This is a genomic window from Saccharothrix sp. S26 (assembly GCF_021390395.1).
Classification (GTDB): domain Bacteria; phylum Actinomycetota; class Actinomycetes; order Mycobacteriales; family Pseudonocardiaceae; genus Actinosynnema.
In genome coordinates this window covers 48,408-71,312 of sequence record NZ_JAJUWT010000035.1, presented here as the reverse complement: position 1 = coordinate 71,312, position 22,905 = coordinate 48,408, and the positions used below count along the sequence as shown (strand labels likewise).

At 72.0% G+C, this 22,905-nt stretch carries 17 protein-coding genes and 1 pseudogene; 7 read left to right on the top strand and 11 right to left on the bottom strand.

The window, feature by feature from the left end; translation table 11 throughout:
* Positions 1 to 45: 45 nt before the first annotated feature.
* Positions 46 to 660: a hypothetical protein gene (locus tag LZG04_RS39455; protein ID WP_233827065.1), complete on the top strand. Its 615-nt coding sequence runs from the start codon at positions 46 to 48 to the stop codon at positions 658 to 660.
* 18 nt (positions 661 to 678) lie between these two features.
* On the opposite strand, the gene LZG04_RS39450 is transcribed toward LZG04_RS39455, so the two are convergent.
* Genes LZG04_RS39450 through LZG04_RS39435 form a run of 4 tightly spaced genes read right to left on the bottom strand, consistent with a single transcriptional unit; the run spans position 679 to position 4,564 of the window.
* Positions 679 to 1,722: an ABC transporter ATP-binding protein gene (locus LZG04_RS39450; protein ID WP_233827064.1), complete on the bottom strand. Its 1,044-nt coding sequence runs from the start codon at positions 1,720 to 1,722 to the stop codon at positions 679 to 681.
* Positions 1,723 to 1,724: 2 nt separating this feature from the next.
* Positions 1,725 to 2,504, bottom strand: a complete 780-nt coding sequence (locus tag LZG04_RS39445; protein WP_233827063.1) for an ABC transporter permease — start codon at positions 2,502 to 2,504, stop codon at positions 1,725 to 1,727.
* Positions 2,501 to 3,430, bottom strand: a complete 930-nt coding sequence (locus LZG04_RS39440; protein ID WP_233827062.1) for an ABC transporter permease subunit — start codon at positions 3,428 to 3,430, stop codon at positions 2,501 to 2,503. Before LZG04_RS39440 ends, LZG04_RS39445 begins: the two co-directional genes overlap by 4 nt.
* 3 nt (positions 3,431 to 3,433) lie before the next feature.
* Positions 3,434 to 4,564: an ABC transporter substrate-binding protein gene (locus LZG04_RS39435; protein ID WP_233827061.1), complete on the bottom strand. Its 1,131-nt coding sequence runs from the start codon at positions 4,562 to 4,564 to the stop codon at positions 3,434 to 3,436.
* A gap of 451 nt (positions 4,565 to 5,015) precedes the next feature.
* Here LZG04_RS39435 and LZG04_RS39430 point away from each other — a divergent pair, with 451 nt between their 5' ends.
* Positions 5,016 to 7,235 carry a choice-of-anchor P family protein gene (locus LZG04_RS39430; RefSeq protein ID WP_233827060.1) on the top strand — a complete coding sequence of 740 codons (2,220 nt, stop codon included), beginning with the start codon at positions 5,016 to 5,018 and terminating at the stop codon, positions 7,233 to 7,235.
* A gap of 57 nt (positions 7,236 to 7,292) precedes the next feature.
* Positions 7,293 to 7,907 (top strand): hypothetical protein, encoded by a 615-nt coding sequence (locus tag LZG04_RS39425; RefSeq protein ID WP_233827059.1) that lies wholly within the window; start codon positions 7,293 to 7,295, stop codon positions 7,905 to 7,907.
* Positions 7,908 to 7,926: 19 nt separating this feature from the next.
* On the opposite strand, the gene LZG04_RS39420 is transcribed toward LZG04_RS39425, so the two are convergent.
* Both LZG04_RS39420 and LZG04_RS39415 read right to left on the bottom strand, forming a co-directional pair.
* On the bottom strand, positions 7,927 to 10,416 hold the full coding sequence (locus LZG04_RS39420; RefSeq protein ID WP_233827058.1) for a polynucleotide kinase-phosphatase: 2,490 nt from the start codon (positions 10,414 to 10,416) through the stop codon (positions 7,927 to 7,929).
* Positions 10,416 to 11,765, bottom strand: a complete 1,350-nt coding sequence (locus tag LZG04_RS39415) for a 3' terminal RNA ribose 2'-O-methyltransferase Hen1 (RefSeq protein WP_233827057.1) — start codon at positions 11,763 to 11,765, stop codon at positions 10,416 to 10,418. The genes LZG04_RS39420 and LZG04_RS39415 overlap by 1 nt, the downstream gene beginning before the upstream one ends.
* Before the next feature lie 138 nt (positions 11,766 to 11,903).
* Here LZG04_RS39415 and LZG04_RS39410 point away from each other — a divergent pair, with 138 nt between their 5' ends.
* On the top strand, positions 11,904 to 12,920 hold the full coding sequence (locus LZG04_RS39410) for an NAD(P)/FAD-dependent oxidoreductase (protein ID WP_233827056.1): 1,017 nt from the start codon (positions 11,904 to 11,906) through the stop codon (positions 12,918 to 12,920).
* Between the two features lie 72 nt (positions 12,921 to 12,992).
* On the opposite strand, the gene LZG04_RS42900 is transcribed toward LZG04_RS39410, so the two are convergent.
* From LZG04_RS42900 to LZG04_RS39385, 5 genes and pseudogenes are all read right to left on the bottom strand, one after another.
* On the bottom strand, positions 12,993 to 13,316 hold the full coding sequence (locus tag LZG04_RS42900) for a hypothetical protein (RefSeq protein WP_233827080.1): 324 nt from the start codon (positions 13,314 to 13,316) through the stop codon (positions 12,993 to 12,995).
* A 65-nt stretch (positions 13,317 to 13,381) separates the two neighbouring features.
* Positions 13,382 to 13,504 (bottom strand): annotated as a pseudogene (locus tag LZG04_RS42895) (bile acid:sodium symporter family protein); the annotation flags it as partial.
* 267 nt (positions 13,505 to 13,771) lie between these two features.
* The gene (gene argG / locus LZG04_RS39395; RefSeq protein ID WP_233827055.1) at positions 13,772 to 15,214 is read right to left on the bottom strand and encodes an argininosuccinate synthase; all 1,443 of its coding nucleotides are present in this window, start codon (positions 15,212 to 15,214) and stop codon (positions 13,772 to 13,774) included.
* A gap of 110 nt (positions 15,215 to 15,324) precedes the next feature.
* A complete protein-coding gene (locus LZG04_RS39390) occupies positions 15,325 to 15,819 on the bottom strand; it encodes a GNAT family N-acetyltransferase (protein ID WP_233827054.1) in 495 nt (164 codons plus the stop codon).
* 159 nt (positions 15,820 to 15,978) lie between these two features.
* Complete coding sequence (locus tag LZG04_RS39385; protein WP_233827053.1) at positions 15,979 to 18,084, bottom strand: RtcB family protein; 2,106 nt, start codon at positions 18,082 to 18,084, stop codon at positions 15,979 to 15,981.
* Positions 18,085 to 18,203: 119 nt separating this feature from the next.
* Between LZG04_RS39385 and ligA the strand changes: the two genes are divergently transcribed.
* The 3 genes from ligA (at position 18,204) to LZG04_RS39370 (ending at position 22,901) form a co-directional block, all read left to right on the top strand.
* Positions 18,204 to 20,195, top strand: a complete 1,992-nt coding sequence (gene ligA, locus LZG04_RS39380; protein ID WP_233827052.1) for an NAD-dependent DNA ligase LigA — start codon at positions 18,204 to 18,206, stop codon at positions 20,193 to 20,195.
* 108 nt (positions 20,196 to 20,303) lie between these two features.
* Positions 20,304 to 21,272 carry a methyltransferase gene (locus LZG04_RS39375; protein ID WP_233827078.1) on the top strand — a complete coding sequence of 323 codons (969 nt, stop codon included), beginning with the start codon at positions 20,304 to 20,306 and terminating at the stop codon, positions 21,270 to 21,272.
* A 147-nt stretch (positions 21,273 to 21,419) separates the two neighbouring features.
* On the top strand, positions 21,420 to 22,901 hold the full coding sequence (locus LZG04_RS39370) for a class I adenylate-forming enzyme family protein (RefSeq protein ID WP_233827051.1): 1,482 nt from the start codon (positions 21,420 to 21,422) through the stop codon (positions 22,899 to 22,901).
* Positions 22,902 to 22,905: the final 4 nt, after the last annotated feature.

Below are 22,905 nucleotides of genomic sequence, written 5' to 3'. Positions count from 1 at the left end.
ATCGGGACGATTCCTCCGCACGAATTCCTCGCGAGGAGTATTCCCATGCCGGACATGACCCTCTACCGGGGTGAGCGCGACAATGTCTGGCCCGCCCCCGCGGTGCGCCTCATCTGGGGCGGCATGACCATCAGCGACCCGTGGCCGGGCGCCCGCCTGCCGAACCAGACGGCCACCGGCGCGTGGTCGGCGCTGTCGCGGGCGATCAGCACCGGCGGCGGCGACCTGGACGCGTTCTCCCGGGGCCTGCGCGCGGCGGGCGTCTCGTACGGCCTGAACTTCACCCGCACGCCAGGGCCCGTGGACCCGGACCGCGAGCACCACTACGTGGTCACGATCCACCACGCCCGCACGTTCCTGCTGCGCTACGGCGGCGTCGGCGGCTGGACACTGGGCGACGAGGTGCCGTGGGTGAGCGACCCGACCCTGGCCGACCAGGATTACGTGGTGCTCAACGGGCCGAGCGTGAGCCGGTCGACGGTGTTGGGTTACGGCCATTTCGCCGACACACCGGAAGTCACGTTGTTCACCGATGTGCCGACCAATTGGGTGACTTCCGTGAACGGGCAGCCGATCGGCGCGCGCGGGGTGCGGGTGCTGACCGATTCCGCGTTGTCGGACGCCGAACGGATCAGGTTGACGAAATTGCGCCGCCCGTAGCGCCCCCTCCGCCCGTCGTCACGCCGCGACGACCATCAGCCTGCCGATCCCCAGGTCCAGCGCGACGGCCGCGCCGGGCGGGAAGTCGGCCGCGCGGTGCGACGGCTGGTCGACCCGCACGACCTGGTCGCCGCCGTCGAGCCGGACGGACAGCCTGGTCACCGGCCCGAGGAAGCTCTGGGTGAGCACGGTGCCGGTCAACGCGCCGTCGGCCCGACCGCCGTGCGGGGCGATCACGATGTCCTCCGGCCGCACGATCACCTTCACCTCGCCGGTCAGCCCTTCGGCCGCGTCGGTGGCCAGCCGGAACGAGCCCAGTCGCACGCCGCCCGCCTCGGCGACGCCGTGCACCGCGTTGGTCACGCCGACGAACTGCGCCACGAACGCCGACGCGGGCTCCCGGTACACGACCGCGGGCGTGTCGAGCTGCTCCAGCCGGCCGTGCGACATCACGCCCACCCGGTCGGAGACGGCCAGCGCCTCCTCCTGGTCGTGCGTGACGAACAACGTGGTCATGCCCAACTCGGTCTGGATGCGCCGGATCTCGTCGCGCAACGCCACCCGCACCTTGGCGTCCAGCGCGGACAGCGGCTCGTCCAGCAGCAGCACCCGCGGCCGGATCGCCAGCGCGCGGGCCAGCGCGACGCGTTGCTGCTGCCCGCCGGAGAGCTGGTGCGGGTACCGCTTGCCGAGGTGGGCCAGCCCGACCAGCTCCAGCAGCTCGGCGACCCGGGTCGCCCGGTCCGGCGCCTTGCGCAGCCGCAGGCCGAACGCCACGTTCTGCGTCACGGTCATGTTCGGGAACAGGCTGTAGGCCTGGAACACCATGCCCATGTCCCGCTTGTTCGCGGGCACGCCGGTGAGGTCGCGCCCGTCCACCAGCACGGAGCCCGCGTCGGCGGTCTCGAACCCGGCGACGATCCGCAGCGCGGTCGTCTTGCCGCAGCCGCTGGGCCCGAGCAGGCTGACCAGCTCGCCCTCGGCGAGCTCCAGGTCGAGCCCGTCGAGCGCCGCCTGGCCGCCGAACGCCTTGCGCACGCCGTCCAGTCGCAGGTACTCCATGGTCAGCCTCCCCCGACGGCGGTGTCGCGGCGCCGCCCGCCGATGAACGAGAGCAGGAACAGCAGGGCGAACGCGAACAGCAGGGTCAGCAGCGACACCGCGATCGACACGCCGGCGTCGCGCTTGCCCAGCAGGTTGACCCGCACCTGCAACGTGTCGAAGTTCAGCAGCGACGCGATGGTGAACTCGCCGAGCACCAACGCCACCGACAGCAGCGACGCGCCGATCAACGCGGTGCGGATGTTGGGCGCGACGACCCGCAGCAGCACCGTGCCCCAGGACGCGCCGAGGCCGCGGGCCGCTTCCGCCAACGTCTTCAGGTCGATCGCGGACAGGCCCGCGTCGATCGCCCGGTAGGCGAACGGCAGCACCAGCACCGCGTAGGCGAACGTCAGCGTCAACGGCGAGTCGCCGAGGAAGTAGTTCACCCACGCGTACAGCGGTGCCATGCCCACCACCAGCACGATCGCCGGGATCGCCACCGGCAGCAGGCACAGGAACTCCACCAGCCGCCGCAACCCGGGCAGCCGCAGCCTGATCCACGTCATCGTCGGCACCAGCAGCACCAGCACGAGCACCGAGCTGGTCACCGCGAGCTGCACCGACACCAGGATCGCCTCGACCAGGTCCGGGTCGTCCGCGATCGCCGCCCACGAGGCGAGGCTGCGCGTGCCACCGGCGCCCCGGGTCGTGAACTCGGCCATCGCGACGAGCGGCAGCAGGAAGAACGCGCCGAGCACGAGCAGGATCACGGTCCGCGCGACCGATCGGGACCTGGTCACCGCTGCCATCGGGCGAACCTCCGCTGCAACACCGCGTACAGGCCCATCGCCACGGCGACCACCACGACCATGCCCAGGCCGAGCGCCTTGCCGAGGTTCTCCTGACCCAGCAGCACCTCGCCGGTCAGGAACCCGCGGATCTGCAACGGCACGATGGGGCTGCCCTGCGACACCAACGCCGCCGCCGTGGCGTAGGCGGAGAACGCGTTGGCGAACAGCAGCAGCACCGCGCCGAGGAACGCGGGCAGCAGGATCGGGCCGCCGACGTGCCGCCAGTAGGTCCACGCCGAGCCGCCGAGGCCGTCCACCGCCTCACGCCACTGCGGGCGCAGGCCGTCCAGGGCGGGCAGGAACACGATGACCATCAACGGGATCTGGAAGAACGTGTAGACCAGGGTCAGGCCGGGCAGCTCGAACAGCCACGCGCCGGTGGCGAAGAGGTCCACGCCGAACGAGTCGCGCAGGAAGCGCGTGACGAAGCCCTGGAACCCGACCGTGGCCAGGAACGCGAACGCCAGCGGCACGCCGCCGAACTGGGCCAGCACACCCGCGCCGGCCACCACCACGCGGCGCACCAGGCCGTCCGGCTTGCCGACCGCGACCCCCCAGGACAGCAGCGCGCCGAGCACCGCGCCGAGCAGGGCGGTGATCGCGGACAGCTGCACGCTGCGCAGGAACGCCTGGAGGTACGCGCCGCGGGTCAGGGCGGCCAGGTTGGCGAGCGTGAACGCGCCGTCGGCGTCCTGGAACGCCCCGGCCAGCACGAGCGCGGTCGGGTACACCAGGAACGTGCCGACGTAGGCCAGGAACGGCACCACGACCAGCCACGCCAGAACAGAGCCCGACGACGGCCCCCGGTCGTTCCCCTTCCGGCGTGGGGACGCCTGCCGTCCTCCCCCGGCCGCGGTCGTGACGGGTGCGACCACCGGTCAGCCCACCGCCTGCGCCCACGTGGCCGCGAGCACCTGCTTGGCCTTGTCGGACTGCTCCTGGGTCGGGAACACCTGCTTGTCCGACGTCTTCGGCAGCTTCGCCGCCGCGGCCGCGTCGACCGTGCCGGCCTTGGTCATCGCGTCCATCCGCACCGGCCGCGACAGGCCCTTGAGGTAGGTGTTCTGGCCCTTGTCGGAGTACAGGAACTCCTGCCACAGGCGTGCGGCGGCCGGGTGCGGCGCGTCTTTGTTGATCGCCTGGTTGTAGTAGCCGCCGACCTGCGCCTCCGCCGGGACGACGACCTTCCAGTCGACCTTGCCGGCGAGCTTGGCGGTCTGCGCGGCGTTGGTGTAGTCCCAGTCGATCACGACGGGTGTCTGGCCGGACTCGATGGTCGCGGGCGACGGGTCGACGGGCAGGAAGTTCCCGGCGGCCTTGAGCTGCTTGAAGAACTCCACGCCCGGCGCGATGTCGTCGGCCGAGCCGCCGTTGCCCAACGCGGCCATCACCACGCCGGAGAACGCGGCGCCGGCCTGGGTCGGGTCGCCGTTGAGCGCGACCTTGCCCTGGTACTCGGGCTTGAGCAGGTCCTTGACCGAGGTCGGCGCGGGCACCTTGGCGGCGTCGTAGCCGATGGACATGAAGCCGCCGTAGTCGCCGTAGTACAGCCCGGACGGCTCCTTGAGCTCCTCGGGGATGTCGGCCCACGTCCGCACCTGGTACGGCGCGAACAGGTCGGTGTTGGCCAGCGCCACGGTCAGGCCGAGGTCGAACACGTCCGGCGCCCGGTCGCCGCCCTTGAGCTGCTTGGCGGCGTTGATCTCGTCCTGGCTGGACGCGTCGGGCTGCGCGGAGTCGACCTCGATGCCGTACTCGGCCTCGAACGCGGAGATCATCTCGCCGTAGTTCGCCCAGTCGGGCGGCAACGCGATGACGTTGAGCCTGCCCTCCTTCTTGGCGGCCTCGACGAGCTGGTCCAGCCCGCCGAAGTCGGCGGCGGACTTCGCGGTGGCCGCGGGGGCGCCGCTCGCGGCACCGTCCTTGGGCGGTGGCGTGCCGCAGGCGGCGACCAGCGCCACCGCGGTGACGCCGACGCCCACCGACCGCAGGACTCGGGTGTGGTTCACGTCGAACCTTCCTCGGGGTTTGTGCGCGACCGACCGAAACGGGTCAGCCCAGCGGAGGATTCGGGACGTCACGCGCGCTTGTCAAGCGAAGCGGACGGACTGAGACCCGGTCGACCGGGAGAACGAATTCCCGGTGTTCCGCGAGTGTCCGCAGGGTTAACGATCACCTGGCCCGGATCGGCCCGGATCAGCGCAGGAGCTGGGCCGTTCGACGGACGAGGCACCGCCGGCGGTCACCGTCCGGAACGAATCACTGGTCCATTCGAACGTTTCCCGCTCGGCACAGCGTGACCGCGCGACCCGATTTTTGCTCAATTGTCTACTCACATTTCCGAGGCCGGTAACGCGTTCCGGCGGGCGCTCGACACCCGGTTGTCACGTGACGGAAATGCCCGAATCGCCGAGAACCCTCCAGAAGGGCAGATCCATGCGTCACCCGCGAAGATCCCTAGTGCTGGCCGCGGTCGGCACGCTCCTGCTCCCCCTCGCAGGCACACCGTCCGCCTCCGCCGCCCCCGTCGCCGGCGAGGACGTGCTCTACACGTTGGACGAGCACTTCGACCAAGGGGTGCTCCAGGACGTCAACCACGACACCCCGAACGACGACCAGCTCCAGCTCGACCGGCAGACCGTGTTCTTCCCGTTCGTCAACGTCGCCGCCTCCGCGCGCGGCACGATGGTCCGCATCGACGTCGACACCGGCGAGATCGTCGGCGAGTGGCTGTCCGCGCCGGACGGCCAGGGCCGCAACCCCTCCCGCACCACCGTGGACAAGTTCGGCAACACCTGGCTGTCGAACCGCAACGAGGCGTCCGGCGGGCGCGGCTCGGTCACTCGCGTGGGCGTGATCCGCGGCGGCACGCGGTCGGACGCCGACGGCACGGCCAACCCGAACGGCGACTACCTGAAGGGACCGTTCGGGTACAACACCTGCGCGGACCGCGACGGCGACGGCCTGATCGCCACCTCGCGCGGGCTGGGCGACATCCGCCCGTGGACCAACGCGGGCGGCGCCGACTCCGACGGCGGCGTCACCACCGCCGCCGACGAGTGCCTGATCACCTACAGCCGGGTCGCGGGCACCAACACCCGCACCGTGGCCGTGGACGCCAACAACGACCTCTGGACGGGTGGGTCGAACACCCAGCACCAGAAGATCTCCGGGGTGGACGGCTCGCCGTTGACCGCGCCGTTCAGCCTCGGGTGCGGCGGCTACGGCGGCCTGGTCGACAAGGCGGGCACGCTGTGGTCGGCCCGGTACGGCACGAACCTGCTCCGGTACGAGCCGGGCACCGGCACGGGCGCCTGCCTGGACACCTCGCACGGCGACTACGGCCTGGGCATGGACCCGGTGACCGGCGAGATCTGGCACACCCAGGTCAACTCCGGCCGCACGGTCAAGATGGACCCGGCGGGCACCGTCCTGGGCACGTTCCCGCACGGCCACTCGCGCGCGCAGGGCGTCGCGGTCGACATGGAGGGCAACGTCTGGGTCGCCCACGCGCTGGACAACGGCACGAACACGGTCGGCCACCTGCGCACCGACGGCACGTTCGTCGGCAACGTGGTCCTGCCCGGCGGCAACGGCCCGACCGGCGTCGCGGTGGACACCAACGGCAAGGTGTGGGTCACCAACATCAACTCCGACAACGCCCAGCGCATCGACCCGGACGCGGGTCCGGTCGGCGGCGGCGGGTTCACCGTGGGCGCGGTCGACCTGACCGTGGACCTCGGCCCCGGCGCGGGTCCGTACAACTACAGCGACATGACCGGGTCGGTGCTCGGCGAGATCACCGCGCCGGTCGGCACCTGGTCGGTGGTGCAGGACGGCGGCGTCGCGGGGCAGACCTGGGGCACGGTCACCTGGAACACCGAGGCGCAGGGCAGCGTCCCGCCGGGCACCTCGATCACGGTGGAGGCGCGCACGTCCGACACCGAGGCGGGCCTGGCCGGCGAGGCGTTCACCCCGGTGGCCAACGGGGTGGAGTTCGCCCGGGTCGGCCGGTACATCGAGGTGCGGGCCACGTTGGCGGCGAGCCCGTCGGGCGCCAGTCCGGTGCTGTCGGACCTGCGGATCACCACCTCGGAGCGGACCGGCGTGTTCTCCTGCCAGGCGACCGCGCTGAACCTGGCCGGGATCGTGGTGGCGCGGGCCAACCCGCCGGACATGCCGTGCGTCGACGACGCGGAGACCGTGGCCGACGTGAACCTGTCCGCGGGCATCCTGACCGTGCGGGCCAACGCGTTGTCCGCGAGCACGGACCAGACACCGGACGACCTGCTCGCGCTGCCACCGGCTCCCGGCGACGGCGCGGTGTCCACCGCGCGGGTCGAGCACACGCGGATCAGCAGCCTGCTGGTGACCATCGAGGTCGGCGTGATCCGGGCGGACGCCTCGGTGACGTGCGACGCGAACCACAACCCGGTGTTCGCCGGTTCGTCGCAGATCGCGAGCCTGCGGATCAACGGGGTCTCGGTGGCCGTGGGCAGCGCGCCGCTGACCATCCCGCTGGTGATCGGGTCGTTGCAGCTCAACAGCACCACGACGACGTCCACGAGCGTGGTGCAGCGGGCGTTCGCGCTGGACACCCTCCTGACCGACGTGGTGCTCGGCGAGGCGAGGGCCAACGTCGAGCCGACCGAGCCCGGCGGCAGCCCCTGCCGGGTCTGAGCCACCACTCCACTAGTAGCCGTACTATATGTAGTGTGGCTACTAGTGGAGGTGCTCGTGAGCCGGAAGTTGCTGATCTGGGCGCACGTCGTGTCGTCGACGGGCTGGATGGTCCTGGCACTGGCGTTGTTCGTGGTGGTGAACCACGCGCTGGCCGTGCCCGACCGCTCGGCGTTCGAGGTGGCGTTGCTGCTCGACGTGCAGGTGCTCCAGTTCATGGCCACCACGTCGGCGTTCACGGGCTTCATGCTGTCCGGCCTCACCCCGTGGGGCTACCTGCGGCACTGGTGGGTGCTGGCGAAGTCGGTGATCACGCTCAGCCAGCTCTACGTCGGCATCGCCGTGCTCAGCCCGAACCTGGGCCCGGACGGCTCGCCGCTGCTCATGCGGGTCGGCTCGCTGCTGATGGCGTCGGCGCTGGCGTGCCAGGTGTGGCTGTCGGTGGCCAAACCGTTCAAGCGGACGCCGTGGGCGTCGCCCGCCAAGCCGAAGACCGCGCCGCCGTGGGCGTTCGCGCTGTGCCTGGCCGTGCCCGCGGCGGACTACGCGCTCGGCCAGACCCTGCTGGGCGTCCCGCTGCCGGCGGTGTCGTTGCTGGTGGCGGTGGTGTACCCGGTCGTCCGCGCCGTTCGGTCGAGGAGCCGGGCGCGCGAGGTCGTGCGCACCTCGTGACGCCCGGCTCCCGTCACGCTCACAGCCGCGGGTCCACCGGCTCCGACTCCAGCGCGAGCACGGCGAACACGCACTCGTGCACGCGCCACAGCGGCTCGTCGCGCACCACGCGTTCCAGCGCCTCCAGACCCAGCGCGTACTCGCGGATCGCGAGCGCGCGCTTCGCGCCCAGGGCACGCTTGCGCAGCCGCTCCAGGTTCTCCGGCTCGGTGTAGTCCGGGCCGTAGATGATCCGCAGGTACTCGCGCCCGCGCACCTTCACGCCCGGCTGCACCAGGCCGCGCTCGCCGCGGACCAGGTTCGCCAGCGGCTTGACGACCATGCCCTCGCCGCCCGCCGCGGTCAGGTCCTCCCACCAGCGGATGCCCGCGGCGACCTGCTCGTCGTCCGTCGTGTCGACGACCAGGTGCCGGGTCGGGGTGAACAGCTCGCCCCGCAGGCGGCCGAGCACGTCCAGGTGCCACAGGTGGTCGCGGTCGTGGAACGTCCGGCCGCGCGCGGCGAGCAGCTGGAACGGCGCGAGCGTGACGCCGGACAGGCCGTCGGTCGGCCGCACGTACCGCCGGAACGCGTCACGGTAGCCGGTCGCGTTGGCCAGCCGGCCGCGCGTGCGCCCCAGCAGGTCGCCGACGTCGACACCCCGTTCGGCGGCCCGCGCGAGCACGTCCACCGCCACGCCGAGCGCACCCGCGGCCGCCGCGCCGACCGAGGCGTACTGCTCCTTGATCAGCCCCGCCGCCTTGGCGTTCCACGGCAGCAGCTCGGCGTCGAGCAGCAGCCAGTCGGTGTCGAGCTCGTCCCACAGGCCGGCCCGCGTCACCTCGGCACGCACGCCCGCCAGCAGCTCGTCGGCCAACGGCGGGTCGAAGAACGCCCGACCGGTCCGCGTGTGGACCACACCTCCGCCGTCCTCGCGCACCAGGACCACCGCGCGCGACCCCATGTGCTTCTCCTCGCAGATCACCTCGCGCACGCCCGCCCCGCGGTACTCGGCGAAGGCGTCCTCGGGGTGCTCCAGCACGTCCGGCCGCTGCGAGGTGGCCGTCGGGGCCATCGTCGGCGGCAGGTACAGCAGGTGGTGCGGGTCGATCGCGAAGCGGCTCATCACCTCCAACGCCGACGCGGCCTGCTCCGGGCGGATCCCGATCCGGCCGCGGTGGGCCGTCTCGACGAACCGGCGGCCGGTCACGTCGGACAGCGCGAGCACGTCCGGCTCCCGTTCCGCCTCGGGCACGACCAGCGGGCGCACGGGCTCGTACCAGACCTCGTGCGCGTCCACCGACACGACCTCGCGCTCCGGGTAGCGCAACGCGGTGAGCCTGCCGCCGAACACCACGCCCGTGTCCAGGCACAGCGTGTTGTTGATCCACTCGACCTGCGGTGTGGGCGTGTGCCCGTAGAGCACGGTGGCCTTGCCGCGGTACTCCGCGGCCCACGGGTAGCGCACCGGCAGGCCGTACTCGTCGGTCTCACCGGTCGTGTCGCCGTAGAGCGCGAAGCCGCGCACCCGTGCCGACGCCCGGCCGTGGTAGCGCTCGGGCAGGCCCGCGTGCGCGATCACCAGGTCACCGCCGTCGAGCACGTAGTGCGCCACCAGGCCGTCGCAGAACCGCACGACGCGCTCGCGGAACTCCTCCGGCTCGGCCGCCAACTGCGCCAGCGACTCCGCCAGGCCGTGCGTGACCTGGACGTTGCGCCCGCGCAGGGCACGCACCAGCTTCTGCTCGTGGTTGCCGCACACGGCGAACGCGTGCCCGGCCTCGACCATGCCCATGACCAGCCGCAGCACACCGGGCGTGTCCGGCCCGCGGTCGACCAGGTCGCCGACGAACGCCGCCCGCCGTCCCGCCGGCGGAACCGCGTCCACCGGACGTCCCTCGTCGTCGCGCACCAGCGCGTAGCCGAGCGCGACCAGCAGCTCCTCCAGCTCCGCGCGGCAGCCGTGCACGTCACCGATCACGTCGAACGGCCCGGTCTCGTGCCGCAGGTCGTTGAGCAGCCGCTCCGGCACGATCACCGCGTCGTCCACCTCGGCCTGCGACCGCAGCACGTGCACCCGCTTGAAGCCCTCCTTGCCCAGGTGCTTCAGCGACTTGCGCAGCGCGGCGCGGTGCCGGCGCACGACGTGCGGGCCGAAGTCGCGGTCCGGGCGGGAGGCGTTGCGGGCCAGGCAGACCTCCTCCGGCAGGTCGAGCACGATCGCGACCGGCAGCACGTTGTGCTCACGGGCCAGCTCGACCAGGTGCGCGCGATCGGCCCGCTGCACGTTGGTGGCGTCGACCACCGTGGTGCGGCCCGCGTCCAGCCGCTTGCCCGCCACGAAGTGCAGCGCCTCGAACGCGGCGGCCGACGCCGACTGGTCGTTCTCGTCGTCGGCGACCAGGCCGCGGAAGAAGTCGCTGGACAGCACCTGCGTCGGCAGGAAGTGCCTGCGCGCGAACGTGGACTTGCCCGAGCCGGAGGCGCCGACCAGCACCACCAGGCAGAGGTCGGGGATCTTCAGCTCCATCAGTCCTCCCCCAGGCTGAACACGGCGAGCTGGGTCGGCGCGCCGCGCTCGGCGTCCACCGGGCCGATCGGCAGGTGGCGCACGGTGTAGCCGCGCCGCCGCGCGACGCCGGTCGTCCACTCCTCGAACTCGGCCCTGGTCCACTCGAAGCGGTGGTCGGAGTGCCGGTGCCGACCTTCGGGCAACGTCTCGAACAGCGCGTTGTACTCGACGTTCGGCGTGGTGACCAGGACCGTGCCCGGACGCGCGACGGCGAACACCGAGTGCTCCAGCGCGGGCAGGCGGTCCGGGTCGAGGTGCTCCACCACTTCCATCAGCACGGCGGCGTCGTAACCCTTCAGGTCAGGGTCGGCGTAGGTCAGCGACGACTGGCGCAACGTCAGGCGGGCGCGCTGCCGGTCCGACATCCTGTCCACGTGCAGCTTGCGCGCGGCGGTGGCCAGCGCGCTCGCGGACACGTCCACGCCCTGGATCCGGGTGAACTCCGGGTGTTCCAGCAGGGCGCGCAGCAACGCGCCGCCGCCGCAGCCCAGGTCGAGCACGGACCGCGCACCGGCCCGCTGGAGCTGGTCGAGGATCGCGTCACGGCGTTGCGCGGCCAGCGAGACCTTCGGCTCCACGAGCGCGTTGTCCAGCTCCTCCGGCTCGACCTCCTCCACGTCGGCCAGGCGGGCCAGCGCGGACTGCACCAGCGGACGGCGGCGCATCAGGTACCGGGTGGTGATCAGCTCGCGGTCGGGGTGCGTGCCCAGCCACCCCTCCCCCGCGCGCAGCAGCTTGTCGACCTCGTCCTCGGAGACCCAGTAGTGCTTGTCGCCGTCGAGGACGGGCAGCAGCACGTACAGGTGCTTCAGGGCGTCGGAGAGCTTGAGGGTGCCGGTGAGCGTGACGTCGGCGTACCGGGAGTCCTCGCCGTCGTCGAGCGGGAGCGGTGTGACGTGCGCCGTCCAGCCCAACGGCGTGAACAGCCGTTCCACCAGGCGGTGCGGCAGGACGGGGACGCGCACGGTGAGCGGGATCGGCGTGGCGGCGACGTCCGCGTGGCTCTTGCTGCGGCCGTTGAGGGCGGTGCGGAACACCGAGCCGAGCGCGACGGTCAGCAACGAGCCGGCGACGTACGGCCGGTCGTTGACGTACTGGGTGAGCGTGCTGCCGGGACCGCGCACCAGGGCGACCGGGTCGACCTCCAGCAGGAGCGCGACCGTGCACTCCTCCTCGTCCGCGCGCGGGTAGAACACGTGCGCGGTGCCGGAGGACGTGCTGAACGACTGCGCCCGGTCGGGGTGTTTGTGCAGCAGGTGGCTGAGCGCGGTGGCCGGGCGGTGGGTCGTGGTCAGGGTGAGCAGCACGTCGTCCAGTGTGGACGAGCAAGAACCTTCACCGCTGCCGAATTAGGTGAACGCCCTCACGACCCTTGTTGCCGGATCGGCAACAAGGTTTGCCGATCCGGTCGCACCGCGCGCATGGTGGTCACGGAGGTGGTCATGATGACCTTTCAGCTGCGTGACAGCTACGACGTGGTGGTGGTAGGCGGCGGCGCCGCCGGGTTGAACGGGGCGCTGATGCTGGCGCGGTCGAGGCGGTCCGTGGTCGTGATCGACGCCGGGTCGCCGCGCAACGCGCCGGCCGACGGTGTGCACGGCCTGCTGGCCAGGGACGGGATGCCGCCCGCCGAGCTGGTGGAACGCGGCCGTGCGGAGGTCCGCGGCTACGGCGGTCACGTCGTCCGCGGCGAGGTCGAGGCCGTGACCCGGGAGGACGACCGGTTCGTGGTGTCGCTGGCCGACGGCCGCACGGTCCGCGCGCGCCGGCTGCTGGTGACCACGGGCCTGGTGGACGAGCTGCCGGACGTGCCGGGGCTGCGCGAGCGGTGGGGCCGCGACGTCGTGCACTGCCCGTACTGCCACGGGTGGGAGGTGCGCGACCAGGCGATCGGCGTGCTGGCCACCGGACCCATGGCAGTGCACCAGGCGTTGCTGTTCCGGCAGCTGAGCGCCGACGTCACGCTCTTCTCCCACGACCACCCGCCGACCGCCGAGCAGGCCGAGCAGTTGGCCGCGCGCGGAGTCGACGTCGTACCGGGCGAGGTGGCGTCGTTGGAGATCGCCGGGGACCGCATCGTCGGCGTGCGGCTGACCGACGGCCGCACGGTCGGCCGCGAGGTGGTCGCGGTCGGGTCGCGGATGGTGGCCCGCGCCGGTTTCCTGGCCGCGCTGGGGCTGCGGCCCGTGCCGCACCCGTCCGGGATGGGCGAGCACGTCCCCGCTGACGCGACCGGCCGCATCGACGTGCCCGGCGTGTGGGTCGCGGGCAACGTCACCGACCTGTCCGCGCAGGTCGGCGCGGCCGCCGCGGCGGGCGCCACGGCGGGTGCGCAGATCAACGCCGACCTGATCGCGGAGGAGACCCGCCTGGCCGTCGAGGCCCGCCGCGACCCGTTCTCCGCCGCGTCCGAGGCCCGGGTCGCCGAGCTGGTCGCCGGCGACCGCCGCCACGGCTGGTGACGCCCGACGACGCCCGCACCGGCCGCGTCACGCGCGGACCGGTGCGGGCCGGAGGACTTCGGCCGGCGAAGGTCAGGTCCCGCTCGGCGTGACCGCCCGGTCTGCGGTCGGCGCGGGCACGCGGCGGGCCACGACCAGGCCGAAGACCAGGGCCGTGAAGAACATGGCGAAGCCGTAGGCCACCGACGGCATCGCCATCTCGGTGCTGTTCAGCAACGACTGGCTCATCGCGATCGCGATCGACAGCGGGGTGTTGTGCGGGCCGATCTCGAACGCCGACGCGATCGACCCGCGCGGGGAGACCTCCGCCGGCCGGGGACCGGAGTACCCGATCGCCAGGCCGGACAGGTTGAACGGCACCACCACGAGGACGATGTCGCCGAGGATCCGGAACACCTCGTCGAGATGTTCAGCGCCACGTCACCCTTGAAGAGGTGGCTGTAGAGGCTGGCCGTGCTGACGCCCGGCGAGGCGGCCAACAGCATCATGCCGGTCGCCGACTCCGGCCGCAGCCCGGACACGACGACCAGGCCGAGGCAGATCGCGGGCAGCACAAGCATCCGGCACACCAGGCAGACCACCATCGCCCGCGGGTACCGCACCACCCGCCGGAAGTCCTCCACCGTCAGCGTCAGGCGAGGCCGAGCATGATGACGGCCACGGTGATCGGGAACAGCAGCAGTACCGTGGAGTCGTCCATGCCGCCCTGCCTTCCGCTCGGAGCGAGGTACGGGGAGTCTCACACCGGCGGTCGGCACGCTGCTTCTCCGCGGTTGCCGACGTCGTGACGCCGGACGCGCGTGCCCCGCCCGACCTGAGCGGGGCACGCGCGTCCGGTGGTCCGACCGCCGTCAGTCGTTGCCGGCTTCCAGGGCGGCGTGGTCGAGCAGCTCGTCGTCGGGCACCTCGCCGCGCGAGGCGATGACCTCGGCGCCACCCTCGGGCATCGCGCCGATCAGCTCGGTCGGCGTCACCTGCGGCGTGCCGATCAGCGCCGACTGGCTGCCGACCATGCCCAGCCCGGCGTACTGCTCCAGCTTGGCGCGCGAGTCGGCGATGTCGAGGTTGCGCATGGTGAGCTGGCCGATGCGGTCGACCGGCCCGAACGCCGAGTCCTCGGTGCGCTCCATCGACAGCTTGTCCGGGTGGTAGCTGAACGACGGACCGGTCGTGTCCATGATCGAGTAGTCGTCGCCGCGGCGCAGGCGCAACGTCACCTCGCCGGTCACCGCCGTGCCGACCCAGCGCTGCAACGACTCGCGCACCATCAGCGCCTGCGGGTCCAGCCAACGGCCCTCGTACAGCAGCCGACCCAGCTTGCGCCCCTCGGTGTGGTAGGCGGCGAGGGTGTCCTCGTTGTGGATCGCGTTGACCAGCCGCTCGTAGGCGGCGTGCAGCAGAGCCATGCCCGGCGCCTCGTAGATGCCGCGGCTCTTGGCCTCGATGACCCGGTTCTCGATCTGGTCGGACATGCCCATGCCGTGCCGGCCGCCGATGGCGTTGGCCTCCAGCACCAGGTCGACGGCGGAGGAGAACTCCTTGCCGTTGATCGTCACCGGGCGGCCCTGGTCGAAGCCGATCGAGACGTCCTCGGTGGCGATCTCGACCTCGGGGTCCCAGAACCGCACGCCCATGATCGGGTCCACGATCTCGATGCCCGCGTCGAGGTGTTCCAACGCCTTGGCCTCGTGCGTCGCGCCCCAGATGTTCGCGTCGGTGGAGTAGGCCTTCTCCGTGCTCGCCCGGTACGGCAGGCCGCGGGCCAGCAGCCACTCCGACATCTCGGTGCGGCCGCCGAGCTCACCGACGAACTCGGCGTCCAGCCACGGCTTGTAGATCCGCAGCGACGGGTTGGCCAGCAGGCCGTAGCGGTAGAACCGCTCGATGTCGTTGCCCTTGTAGGTGGAGCCGTCGCCCCAGATCTGGACGTCGTCGTCGAGCATGGCGCGCACCAGCATGGTGCCCGTCACGGCCCGGCCGAGCGGCGTGGTGTTGAAGTAGGCGCGGCCGCCGGAGCGGATGTGGAACGCGCCGCAGGCCAGCGCCGCGAGACCTTCCTCGACCAGGGCCGCGCGGCAGTCGACCAGCCGGGCGATCTCGGCGCCGTAGACCTCGGCGCGGCCGGGCACCGATGCGATGTCGGGCTCGTCGTACTGACCGATGTCCGCGGTGTACGTGCACGGCACCGCGCCCTTCTCACGCATCCAGGCGACCGCCACGGACGTATCGAGACCACCGGAGAACGCGATGCCGACGTGTTCGCCGGCGGGGAGGTAAGTGAGCACCTTGGACACGACTAGAAGTATGCACGACGCTGCATGGTCATTCATAGTCGGGGGTCCAAGCCGCCCCGCCAGCGGTGCCGCGGGGCCGACGGCACTGACCGCCGACCCCGCGCACCGACCTACCTCGTGACGCCGTACCGAGCGATGTCTTCGCTGGTCACAGCGCCCAAAAGCCGGAAACCGGCCTTCTCCAGCACGCGGACCGAGGCGGGGTTGGACACCTCCACCTGGGCGTGCACCGCGTGGACCTCGGGCGCGGTGAACGCGTGCGCGGTCAGGGCGCGGGTGGCCTCGGAGGCGTACCCGCGTCCCCGCCGGGACGGCACGATGCCGTACCCGATCTCCACGACGCCGTCCTCGGGCGGCCAGAACAACCCGATCGAGCCGACCACCGGACCACCGTCGCGCTCGACCACCAGCCGGTGGCCGTGACCACCCCACCACGCCGGGTGGTCGCCGAGGAGCCCGGCGATCACCCGGTCGCCCTCCGCGGGGAAGTCGTCGGCCCAGTGCGGCAGCCGCTTGCCCGCCACCACGGCGTCGACCTCGGACGCCGTCCACGGGCGCAGCACGAGCCGTTCGGTGACCAGCTCGGCGATGAACGATGAAGACACTTCGGAACTCCTGGTCAAAGGGGATGACCCGGCCCGACGCGTCAGCGACGCGCGGACCGGACGTGGGCATGCCGAACACGGCTGGTGACAGCCATATTCATCAACCCCCACTCGTCCCAGGACCGGGCGGTCCTCACCGCCGCGGGCGATCGTAGCCGATCAGTCGCCCTTCACGTTGACGATCTGGCGCAACGTGTGGCGCACCTCGACCAGGTCCTGCGCGTCCCGCATCACGACGTCGATGTCCTTGTACGCCGCCGGGATCTCGTCGATGAACGCGTCGGTGTCGCGGTACTCGATGCCGACCATCGCCTTGCGCAGGTCGTCCCGGCCGAACGCCCGCCGCGCCGCCGCACGGGAGTACTCGCGGCCCGCGCCGTGCGGCGAGGAGTTCAACGACAGCGGGTTGCCCTTGCCGACCACGACGTACGACGCGGTGCCCATCGAGCCGGGGATGAGCCCCGCCCGGCCCTTCTCGGCGTTGATCGCACCCTTGCGGGACAACCACACCTTCTTGCCGAAGTGGGTCTCCTGCTCGGTGTAATTGTGATGACAATTTCCCGTGAGGATGTTGTCGGACAACGCGAACGAATGCGTGTCGTCGACGACCGCGCAGTAAACCTCGGTCGTCTCCCCGGTCGGCCGCACCGAGATCACGTTCCAGCCCCGGCGCTCGGCAGCGTGCCGTCCGGCCACGAACCGGGCGCGGTGCTCCTCGATCAGGAAGAACTCCGGGTCCAGGTCGCCGCGCATCAAGCCCACGAGGTGCAGCGCGGTCGGCTCCGTGCCGAAGCCCTTGCGGATCCGCGTCCTGATGCCGAACGTGCCGATCCCGACGGCCTGGCAGGCCAGGCGCACGAACTCCAGATGTTCACGAGACGCGGAGGCGAGCGTCGGTCGGCCGGTCTTGCCGACGTCACCGTCCGCGGCGAAGTAGCCGGCGAGCCACCCGTACAACACGTCCGGAGGCGCGTCGAGCGACGGTCGTTCGGTCTTCCACTCGACCGGGAGCCCGGTGATCCGCTTCACCGCGCCGTAGGTGCGGGGTGCACGTCCGAGCCCTTCGAACAGGGGGAGCATGGCCAGGTCCTTCGTCCCGCAGAAGTTCGCGCAGGCACGGTTGCCGACCCTGTGCCCGTCGCCGAACACGAACCCGCGAGCCGCCGCCTCACGGTCCACCGCGAGACCGGCCGGCCGACGTGGGAACGTGAACTGGAGCCGTTCACCGGGCTTCAGCTCGGCCGTCGTCGCCTCGTACTGGAGCCCCCGTCGCGACCGCAGGAGCCAGCGGTGGTCGGCGGTGGCGCGGATCGTCTTGGTCACGCCGGAGCGGCTCAAGACGACCTCGTGGACCTCCTGCCGTCCGAACGACCTGACAGGTGCCTTGACCCACTCGCCGTCCGAGGTGAGCAGTTCGTGCACGCCGCCTGCCAGGGCCTCGATCGGGCGCGTGCCCGTCCGGGTGATGACCTGCGTCTCACCGGCGAAGCAGTTCACCACTTCCTGCCGCTCCACCTCACGGCCCGTCCACTCGGTCACGCAGTCGACGACGCGGTCCATCATCTCCTCGCGGTTGAGCCAGGCGAACTCCTGCGCCCAGCGCATCTCGCGGATGTACTGCCAGAACTCGTCCTCACCCTCGACCAGGTAGGCCAGGTCCGGGTCGGGCAGGTCGATCCACCGCCGCTCGCACTGCTCGTGCGCGACGCGGATGTGCTTCTGGGCGATCTTGTTGCCGACGCCGCGCGACCCGGAGTGCAGGAACAGCCACACCCGCCCGGTCTCGTCCAGCGTCACCTCGATGAAGTGGTTGCCGCTGCCGAGCGTGCCCAGCTGCAACTCCCAGTTGCCCCCGTAGCGACCCGGCTCGAAACCGGCCTCCCGCGCCCGGCCGGCGAGCACCTCGACGCGCTCGCGCGCGGTGTCGGTCAGCTTGCCGTTGTACTTGCCCGCGGACAGCGGCACGGCGTTCTCGATCGCCTCGCGCAAGGGGGCGAGCGGACGCGACCGGAACTCGTCCAGGGTGAACTGGGTGCGCACGGCGATCATGCCGCAGCCGATGTCGACGCCGACGGCGGCGGGGATGATCGCGCCCAGGGTGGGGATGACGCTGCCGACCGTGGCGCCCTTCCCGAGGTGCGCGTCGGGCATGAGCGCCAGGTGCGGGTAGATGAACGGCATCCGCGAGGCCTTCTCGGCCTGCTGGCGCGCGCCCGCGTCCAGGATGGACGCCCAGTTCATCAGTCGCTTGCTGATCTGCTCCACGGTTCTCCTCTGCTCGACGCCGAAGTTAGGCGTGATCGGGCGGCTCCGCGAGCGAGATTCGCGGTCGCCGCGGCCGCGGGCCCCGCGGGTTGTCGGTGGTCGCAGGTACCTTGTCAGCCGTGAACGCTCGGGAACGCATCCAGGAACTCGCCGACCAGGTCGTCGTGCTGCGCGACGCCTACTACCGCGGTTCGCCGCTGGTGGCGGACGCGGAGTACGACGCGATCGAGGACGAGCTGCGCGGCCTGATCGAGGCGAACCCGGGGCTGGCGCCCGACCCGAACCCGTTGGACCAGGTGGGCGCGCCGGCGGTGCTGCACGCGCCGGTGCGGCACTCGCGGCCGATGCTGTCGCTGGAGAAGGCCACCAAGCCGGAGCAGGTGGCCGCGTTCTTCGACCGCTTCCCCGGCCAGCCGGTGGTGGTCATGCCGAAGCTGGACGGGCTGTCGCTGGCGCTGGTCTACGAGGGCGGCCGGCTGGCGCGGGCGGTCACGCGCGGTGACGGCACGACCGGCGACGACGTGACGCCGCTGGTGCGCGCCCTGGTCGACGGGGTGCCGGAGCGGGTGGACGCGCCGGGCCGGGTGGAGGCGCGCGGCGAGGCCGTGATGCTGCGCTCGACGTTCGCCGCCTACAACACCGCCCACCCGGACAAGCCGCTGATCAACCCGCGCAACGCCGCCGCGGGCACCCTGCGGGCGAAGGACCCGGCCACGGTCGCCGAGCGCCGGTTGCGGTTCTTCGCCTTCGACCTGGACACCTCCGAGGGTGGCGCGGCGGCCGACCTGGAGCACGGGTTGCGGGCGCTGGGGTTCGACGTGGCCGACATGCGGCACTGCGACACCGCGCAGGCGGCGCAGGAGGTGATCTCGGAGATCGAGGCCCGGCGCAACGAGCTGGACTACGACCTGGACGGCGCGGTGCTGCGGCTGGCGAACCGGGACGCCTTCGCCGCCGCCGGCACGCGGTCGAGCTCGCCGCGCGGCGCGCTGGCGTTCAAGTTCGCGGCCGAGGAGAAGACCACGCTGCTGGTCGACGTGGTGTGGGACGTGGGCAAGACGGGCAAGATCGCCCCGGTGGCACACCTGGAGCCGGTGTTCGTGGGCGGCACCACGGTCACCCGCGCGACGCTGGCCAACCAGGAGGTGATCCGCGCGCGGGGCATCAGGATCGGCGACACGGTGTTGATCCGCCGGGCCGGTGACGTGATCCCGTTCGTGGCGGGTGTGCTGGACGAGTCCAGGCGCACGGGTGAGGAGCGGGAGATCGTGCCGCCGGCCGCGTGCCCGTCGTGCGGGCACGGGTTGACCGAGCAGGGCAACAGCCGGGAGCTGTTCTGCACCAACGTGGCGTGCCCGGCGCAGACCGTGCGGCGGTTGATCCACTGGGCGTCGCGGGCGGCGGCGGACATCGAGGCGGTCGGTCCGGTGTGGATCGAACGGCTCGCCGAGGCGGGGCTGTTGGAGCACCCGTCGGACTTCTACCGGCTGACCAAGGAGCAGTTGCTGGAGTTCGACCGGATCGGCGAGACGTCCGCGACGCGCATGATCGAGTCGATCGCGGCCAGCCGCGCGGTGGGCTTGCGCCGGGCGTTGATCGGCCTGGCGATCCCGATGGCGTCGGAGGGCACCGCGGCCCGGCTGTGCCGCGCGGGGTTCGGGTCGCTGGAGGAGGTCGCCGACTCCGACGAGGAGCGCCTCGTGGCGGTCGAGGACATCGGCCCGAAGGTCGCCGCCTCGCTGACCGAGCACCTGGCGAGGTTGCGCCCCGAGCTGGAACGGCTGCGGGAGCACGGCGTGTCGCTGGACGTGCGCGACGAGGACCTGCCGCCCGTGGTGGCCTCCGACGCGCCGCTGGCCGGCAAGACGGTGGTGATCACCGGCGCGATCAGCGATCCGCGCTCCGGCGAGAAGGTGCCCCGCCCGACCTTCCAGCGGCTGTGCGAGAAGGCCGGCGCGACCACCGCCAGCTCGGTCTCGGCCAACACGGACTACCTGATCACCGGCGCGGAGGTCGGCGCGAGCAAGCTGACCAAGGCGGAGAAGCTGGGCGTCGAGGTGGTCGACCAGGGGGTGATCTGGGACCGGCTGATCGCCGCCGGCCTCGTCTGACCCGGTAGCCGGCCGGGACCGGTGGGGTCGGCCGGTATTCCGTTGACGTGGCCGGCACTGTGGTTCTCCGTGGACCACGACGATGACGGACCGGACGCGATCCTGCGCATGGCGGGGCTCGCCACACCGATGGCGCTGCGGGTCGCGGTGACCCTCGGCCTGGCCGATCGGCTGCTCGGCGACGGCGCGGCGGTCGACGACGTCGCCGCCGAGCTGGACGTGGACCCGGTCGCGCTCGACCTCCTGCTGGGTCACCTCACGACCCTGGGTGTCGTGGCGCGCACCTCCACCGGCTACCGGACGACCCCGTTCGGCGAGCACCTGCGCGCCGACGCCGACAACCGCCTGACCGACCTGCTGCACCTGGATACCGCCGGTGGTCGCGCGGAGCTGGCCCACGTCGACCTCCTGCACAGCGTCCGCACCGGCCGGGCGGCCTACCCGCGCCGTTACGGACGTGACTTCTACACCGACCTGGACGACCACCCGCACCTGCGCGAGTCGTTCGACCGGCAGATGAGCCGCCGGTTCCGCGACCAGGTCCCGCGGATCGTCGCCGGCGTCGACTGGTCCCGGTTCGCCTCGGTCGTGGACGTCGGCGGTGGCGCGGGCAGCCTGCTCGCGGCGGTCCTGGAGGCGCACCCGGACCTGCGCGGTCACCTGGTCGACCTGGACCGGACCGCCGCCGAGGCCCGGCGCGCGTTCGACGCCCGCGGTCTCGGCGACCGGGCGAGGGTGACGGCGGGCAGCTTCTTCGACCCGCTGCCGGCCGGGGCGGACGCCTACCTGCTGTTCGACGTCCTGCACAACTGGGACGACGAGCACGCGCACCGCATCCTGGCCCGCTGCGTCGAAGCCGCGCGGCCGGCCGGGCGCGTCCTGGTCGTCGAGGGGATCGGCGGCCTGCGCGCCGACAGCGAGAGCGACCTGACCATGCTCGTGATCTTCGGTGGCCGCGAGCGCCGGCTGGAGGAGTTCCGCGCGCTCGGCGCGGCGCACGGCCTGGTCCTCGACAGCGTGACCGAGCTGACCGACCACCGCTGCGTGCTGGACTTCCGGATCGAGGCCGCGCGGTGACGACGACCGTTCACTCGAACGTGTGATGTAGCAGGCGGTGCACGCGAACGGGCGCTCGGTCGTCCTTGACATCCCCCGTCACGGGTCGTCAACCTCGACCACGCGGCGACGGCTTGGGGAGGTCGTGGCCGACCAACGTTCGACGTGATGTCTGGGGGGATCATGTCGGTGAACAGTGGCGCGAACCTGGTCGCCAGGCTGGAACACTTCGCCCGCGAGCACGGTCGGCTCGACCGGCCCGCCTACCACGTCGGCGCGGAGACCTACCGCTACGCCGACGTCTTCGCGGGGGCCGGCCGGGCCGCCGCCGCGTACGCCGCACGGGGTCTCGGCGTCGGCAGCCGGATCGCCCTGCTCCTGCCGGACGGCATCGACCTGGTGTGGGCGTTGCTCGGCGCGCTGCGGATCGGGGCGGTCGCCGTGCCGGTGAACTCGACCATGCACCCGGACGAGGTGCGCCGCGCGCTGGAGATCGCGGAGCCGCACGCCGTCGTGTGCGAGGAAGATCCCGGCGGGCCGGCCGCCACCGTGCTCGCGCCGGAGGACCTGCGCGCGGACGGTGCCGTGCCGTACGCGCCGACCACGCCGGACAGCCCGGCGTACGCCGTGTTCACCTCCGGCACCACGGGCGACCCGAAGCTGTGCTTCCACGCGCACGGCGACCCGGCCGCGTACGAGCGGGCCATCGGGTCGGTAGTCGGCATCACGCCGGACGACGTCACGTTCTCGGTGTCCCGCATGTACTTCGCCTACGGGCTGGGCAACTCGGTGTTCCTCCCGCTGCACGGGGGCGGTGCGACGGTGCTGTCGCGGGAACGCGCCACCGAGGACGACGCGTTGCGGATCATCAAGACCCACGGCGTGACGGTGTTCTACGGCCAGCCGAGCTTCTACGCCCGGCTGCTGCGCCACCCCGACCACGAGCGGCTGGCGGACCTGCGGCTGGCGCTGGTCGCCGGCGAGGTGCTGCCGGACGTGCTGGAGACGCGGTTGCGGCGGGTGCTCGGCGAGCGGCTGCTGAACATCTTCGGCACCACCGAGATCGGGCACGCGGTGGTGGCCAACACCCTCGACCACCACCGTGATCACACGATCGGGCGAATCTTGCCGCCGTACCGGGTGCGGGTCGTGGACGAGGCGGGTGTGGAGGCGCCGCCGTGCGTACCGGGTTCGCTGCAAGTGGCGGGTCCGTCGATCGCGTTGGGCGTGGCCCGGGGCAGCGAGCCGCCGGCCCGCGCCGGGGACTCCTGGTACCCGACCGGCGACGCGGCCACCGTGGACGAGGACGGGTACGTGCGGCTGCACGGCCGGTTGGACGACATCGAGATCGTCGCGGGCCAAAACGTGCACCCGGCGGAGGTCGAGGACCTCCTGATGCGGCACCCGGACGTGCGCGAGGCGGCGGTGTGCTCGGCGCGGCGCGAAACCGGTGTCACGGCCCTGCGCGCGTTCGTGGCGCTGGCGGACGGCGCGTCGCCGGAGCACGTGCGCGCGGACCTGCTCGCCACCGCACACGCGAGCCTCACCTGGTACAAGGTGCCGCAGGACGTGGTCTTCGTGGCCGAGTTGCCGCGCACCCCGACGGGCAAGCTGCGGCGACGTGACGTCCGGGCGATGGCGGGGGGCTGAACCG

Excerpts from the sequence above, each read along its gene's own strand:
- LZG04_RS39410 (WP_233827056.1), top strand. The coding sequence starts at position 11,904 with ATGACCTTTCAGCTGCGTGACAGCTACGACGTGGTGGTGGTAGGCGGC.
- LZG04_RS39370 (WP_233827051.1), top strand. The coding sequence starts at position 21,420 with ATGTCTGGGGGGATCATGTCGGTGAACAGTGGCGCGAACCTGGTCGCC.
- LZG04_RS39450 (WP_233827064.1), bottom strand. The coding sequence starts at position 1,722 with ATGGAGTACCTGCGACTGGACGGCGTGCGCAAGGCGTTCGGCGGCCAG.
- LZG04_RS39375 (WP_233827078.1), top strand. The coding sequence starts at position 20,304 with ATGGCGGGGCTCGCCACACCGATGGCGCTGCGGGTCGCGGTGACCCTC.
- LZG04_RS39455 (WP_233827065.1), top strand. The coding sequence starts at position 46 with ATGCCGGACATGACCCTCTACCGGGGTGAGCGCGACAATGTCTGGCCC.
- LZG04_RS39420 (WP_233827058.1), bottom strand. The coding sequence starts at position 10,416 with ATGGAGCTGAAGATCCCCGACCTCTGCCTGGTGGTGCTGGTCGGCGCC.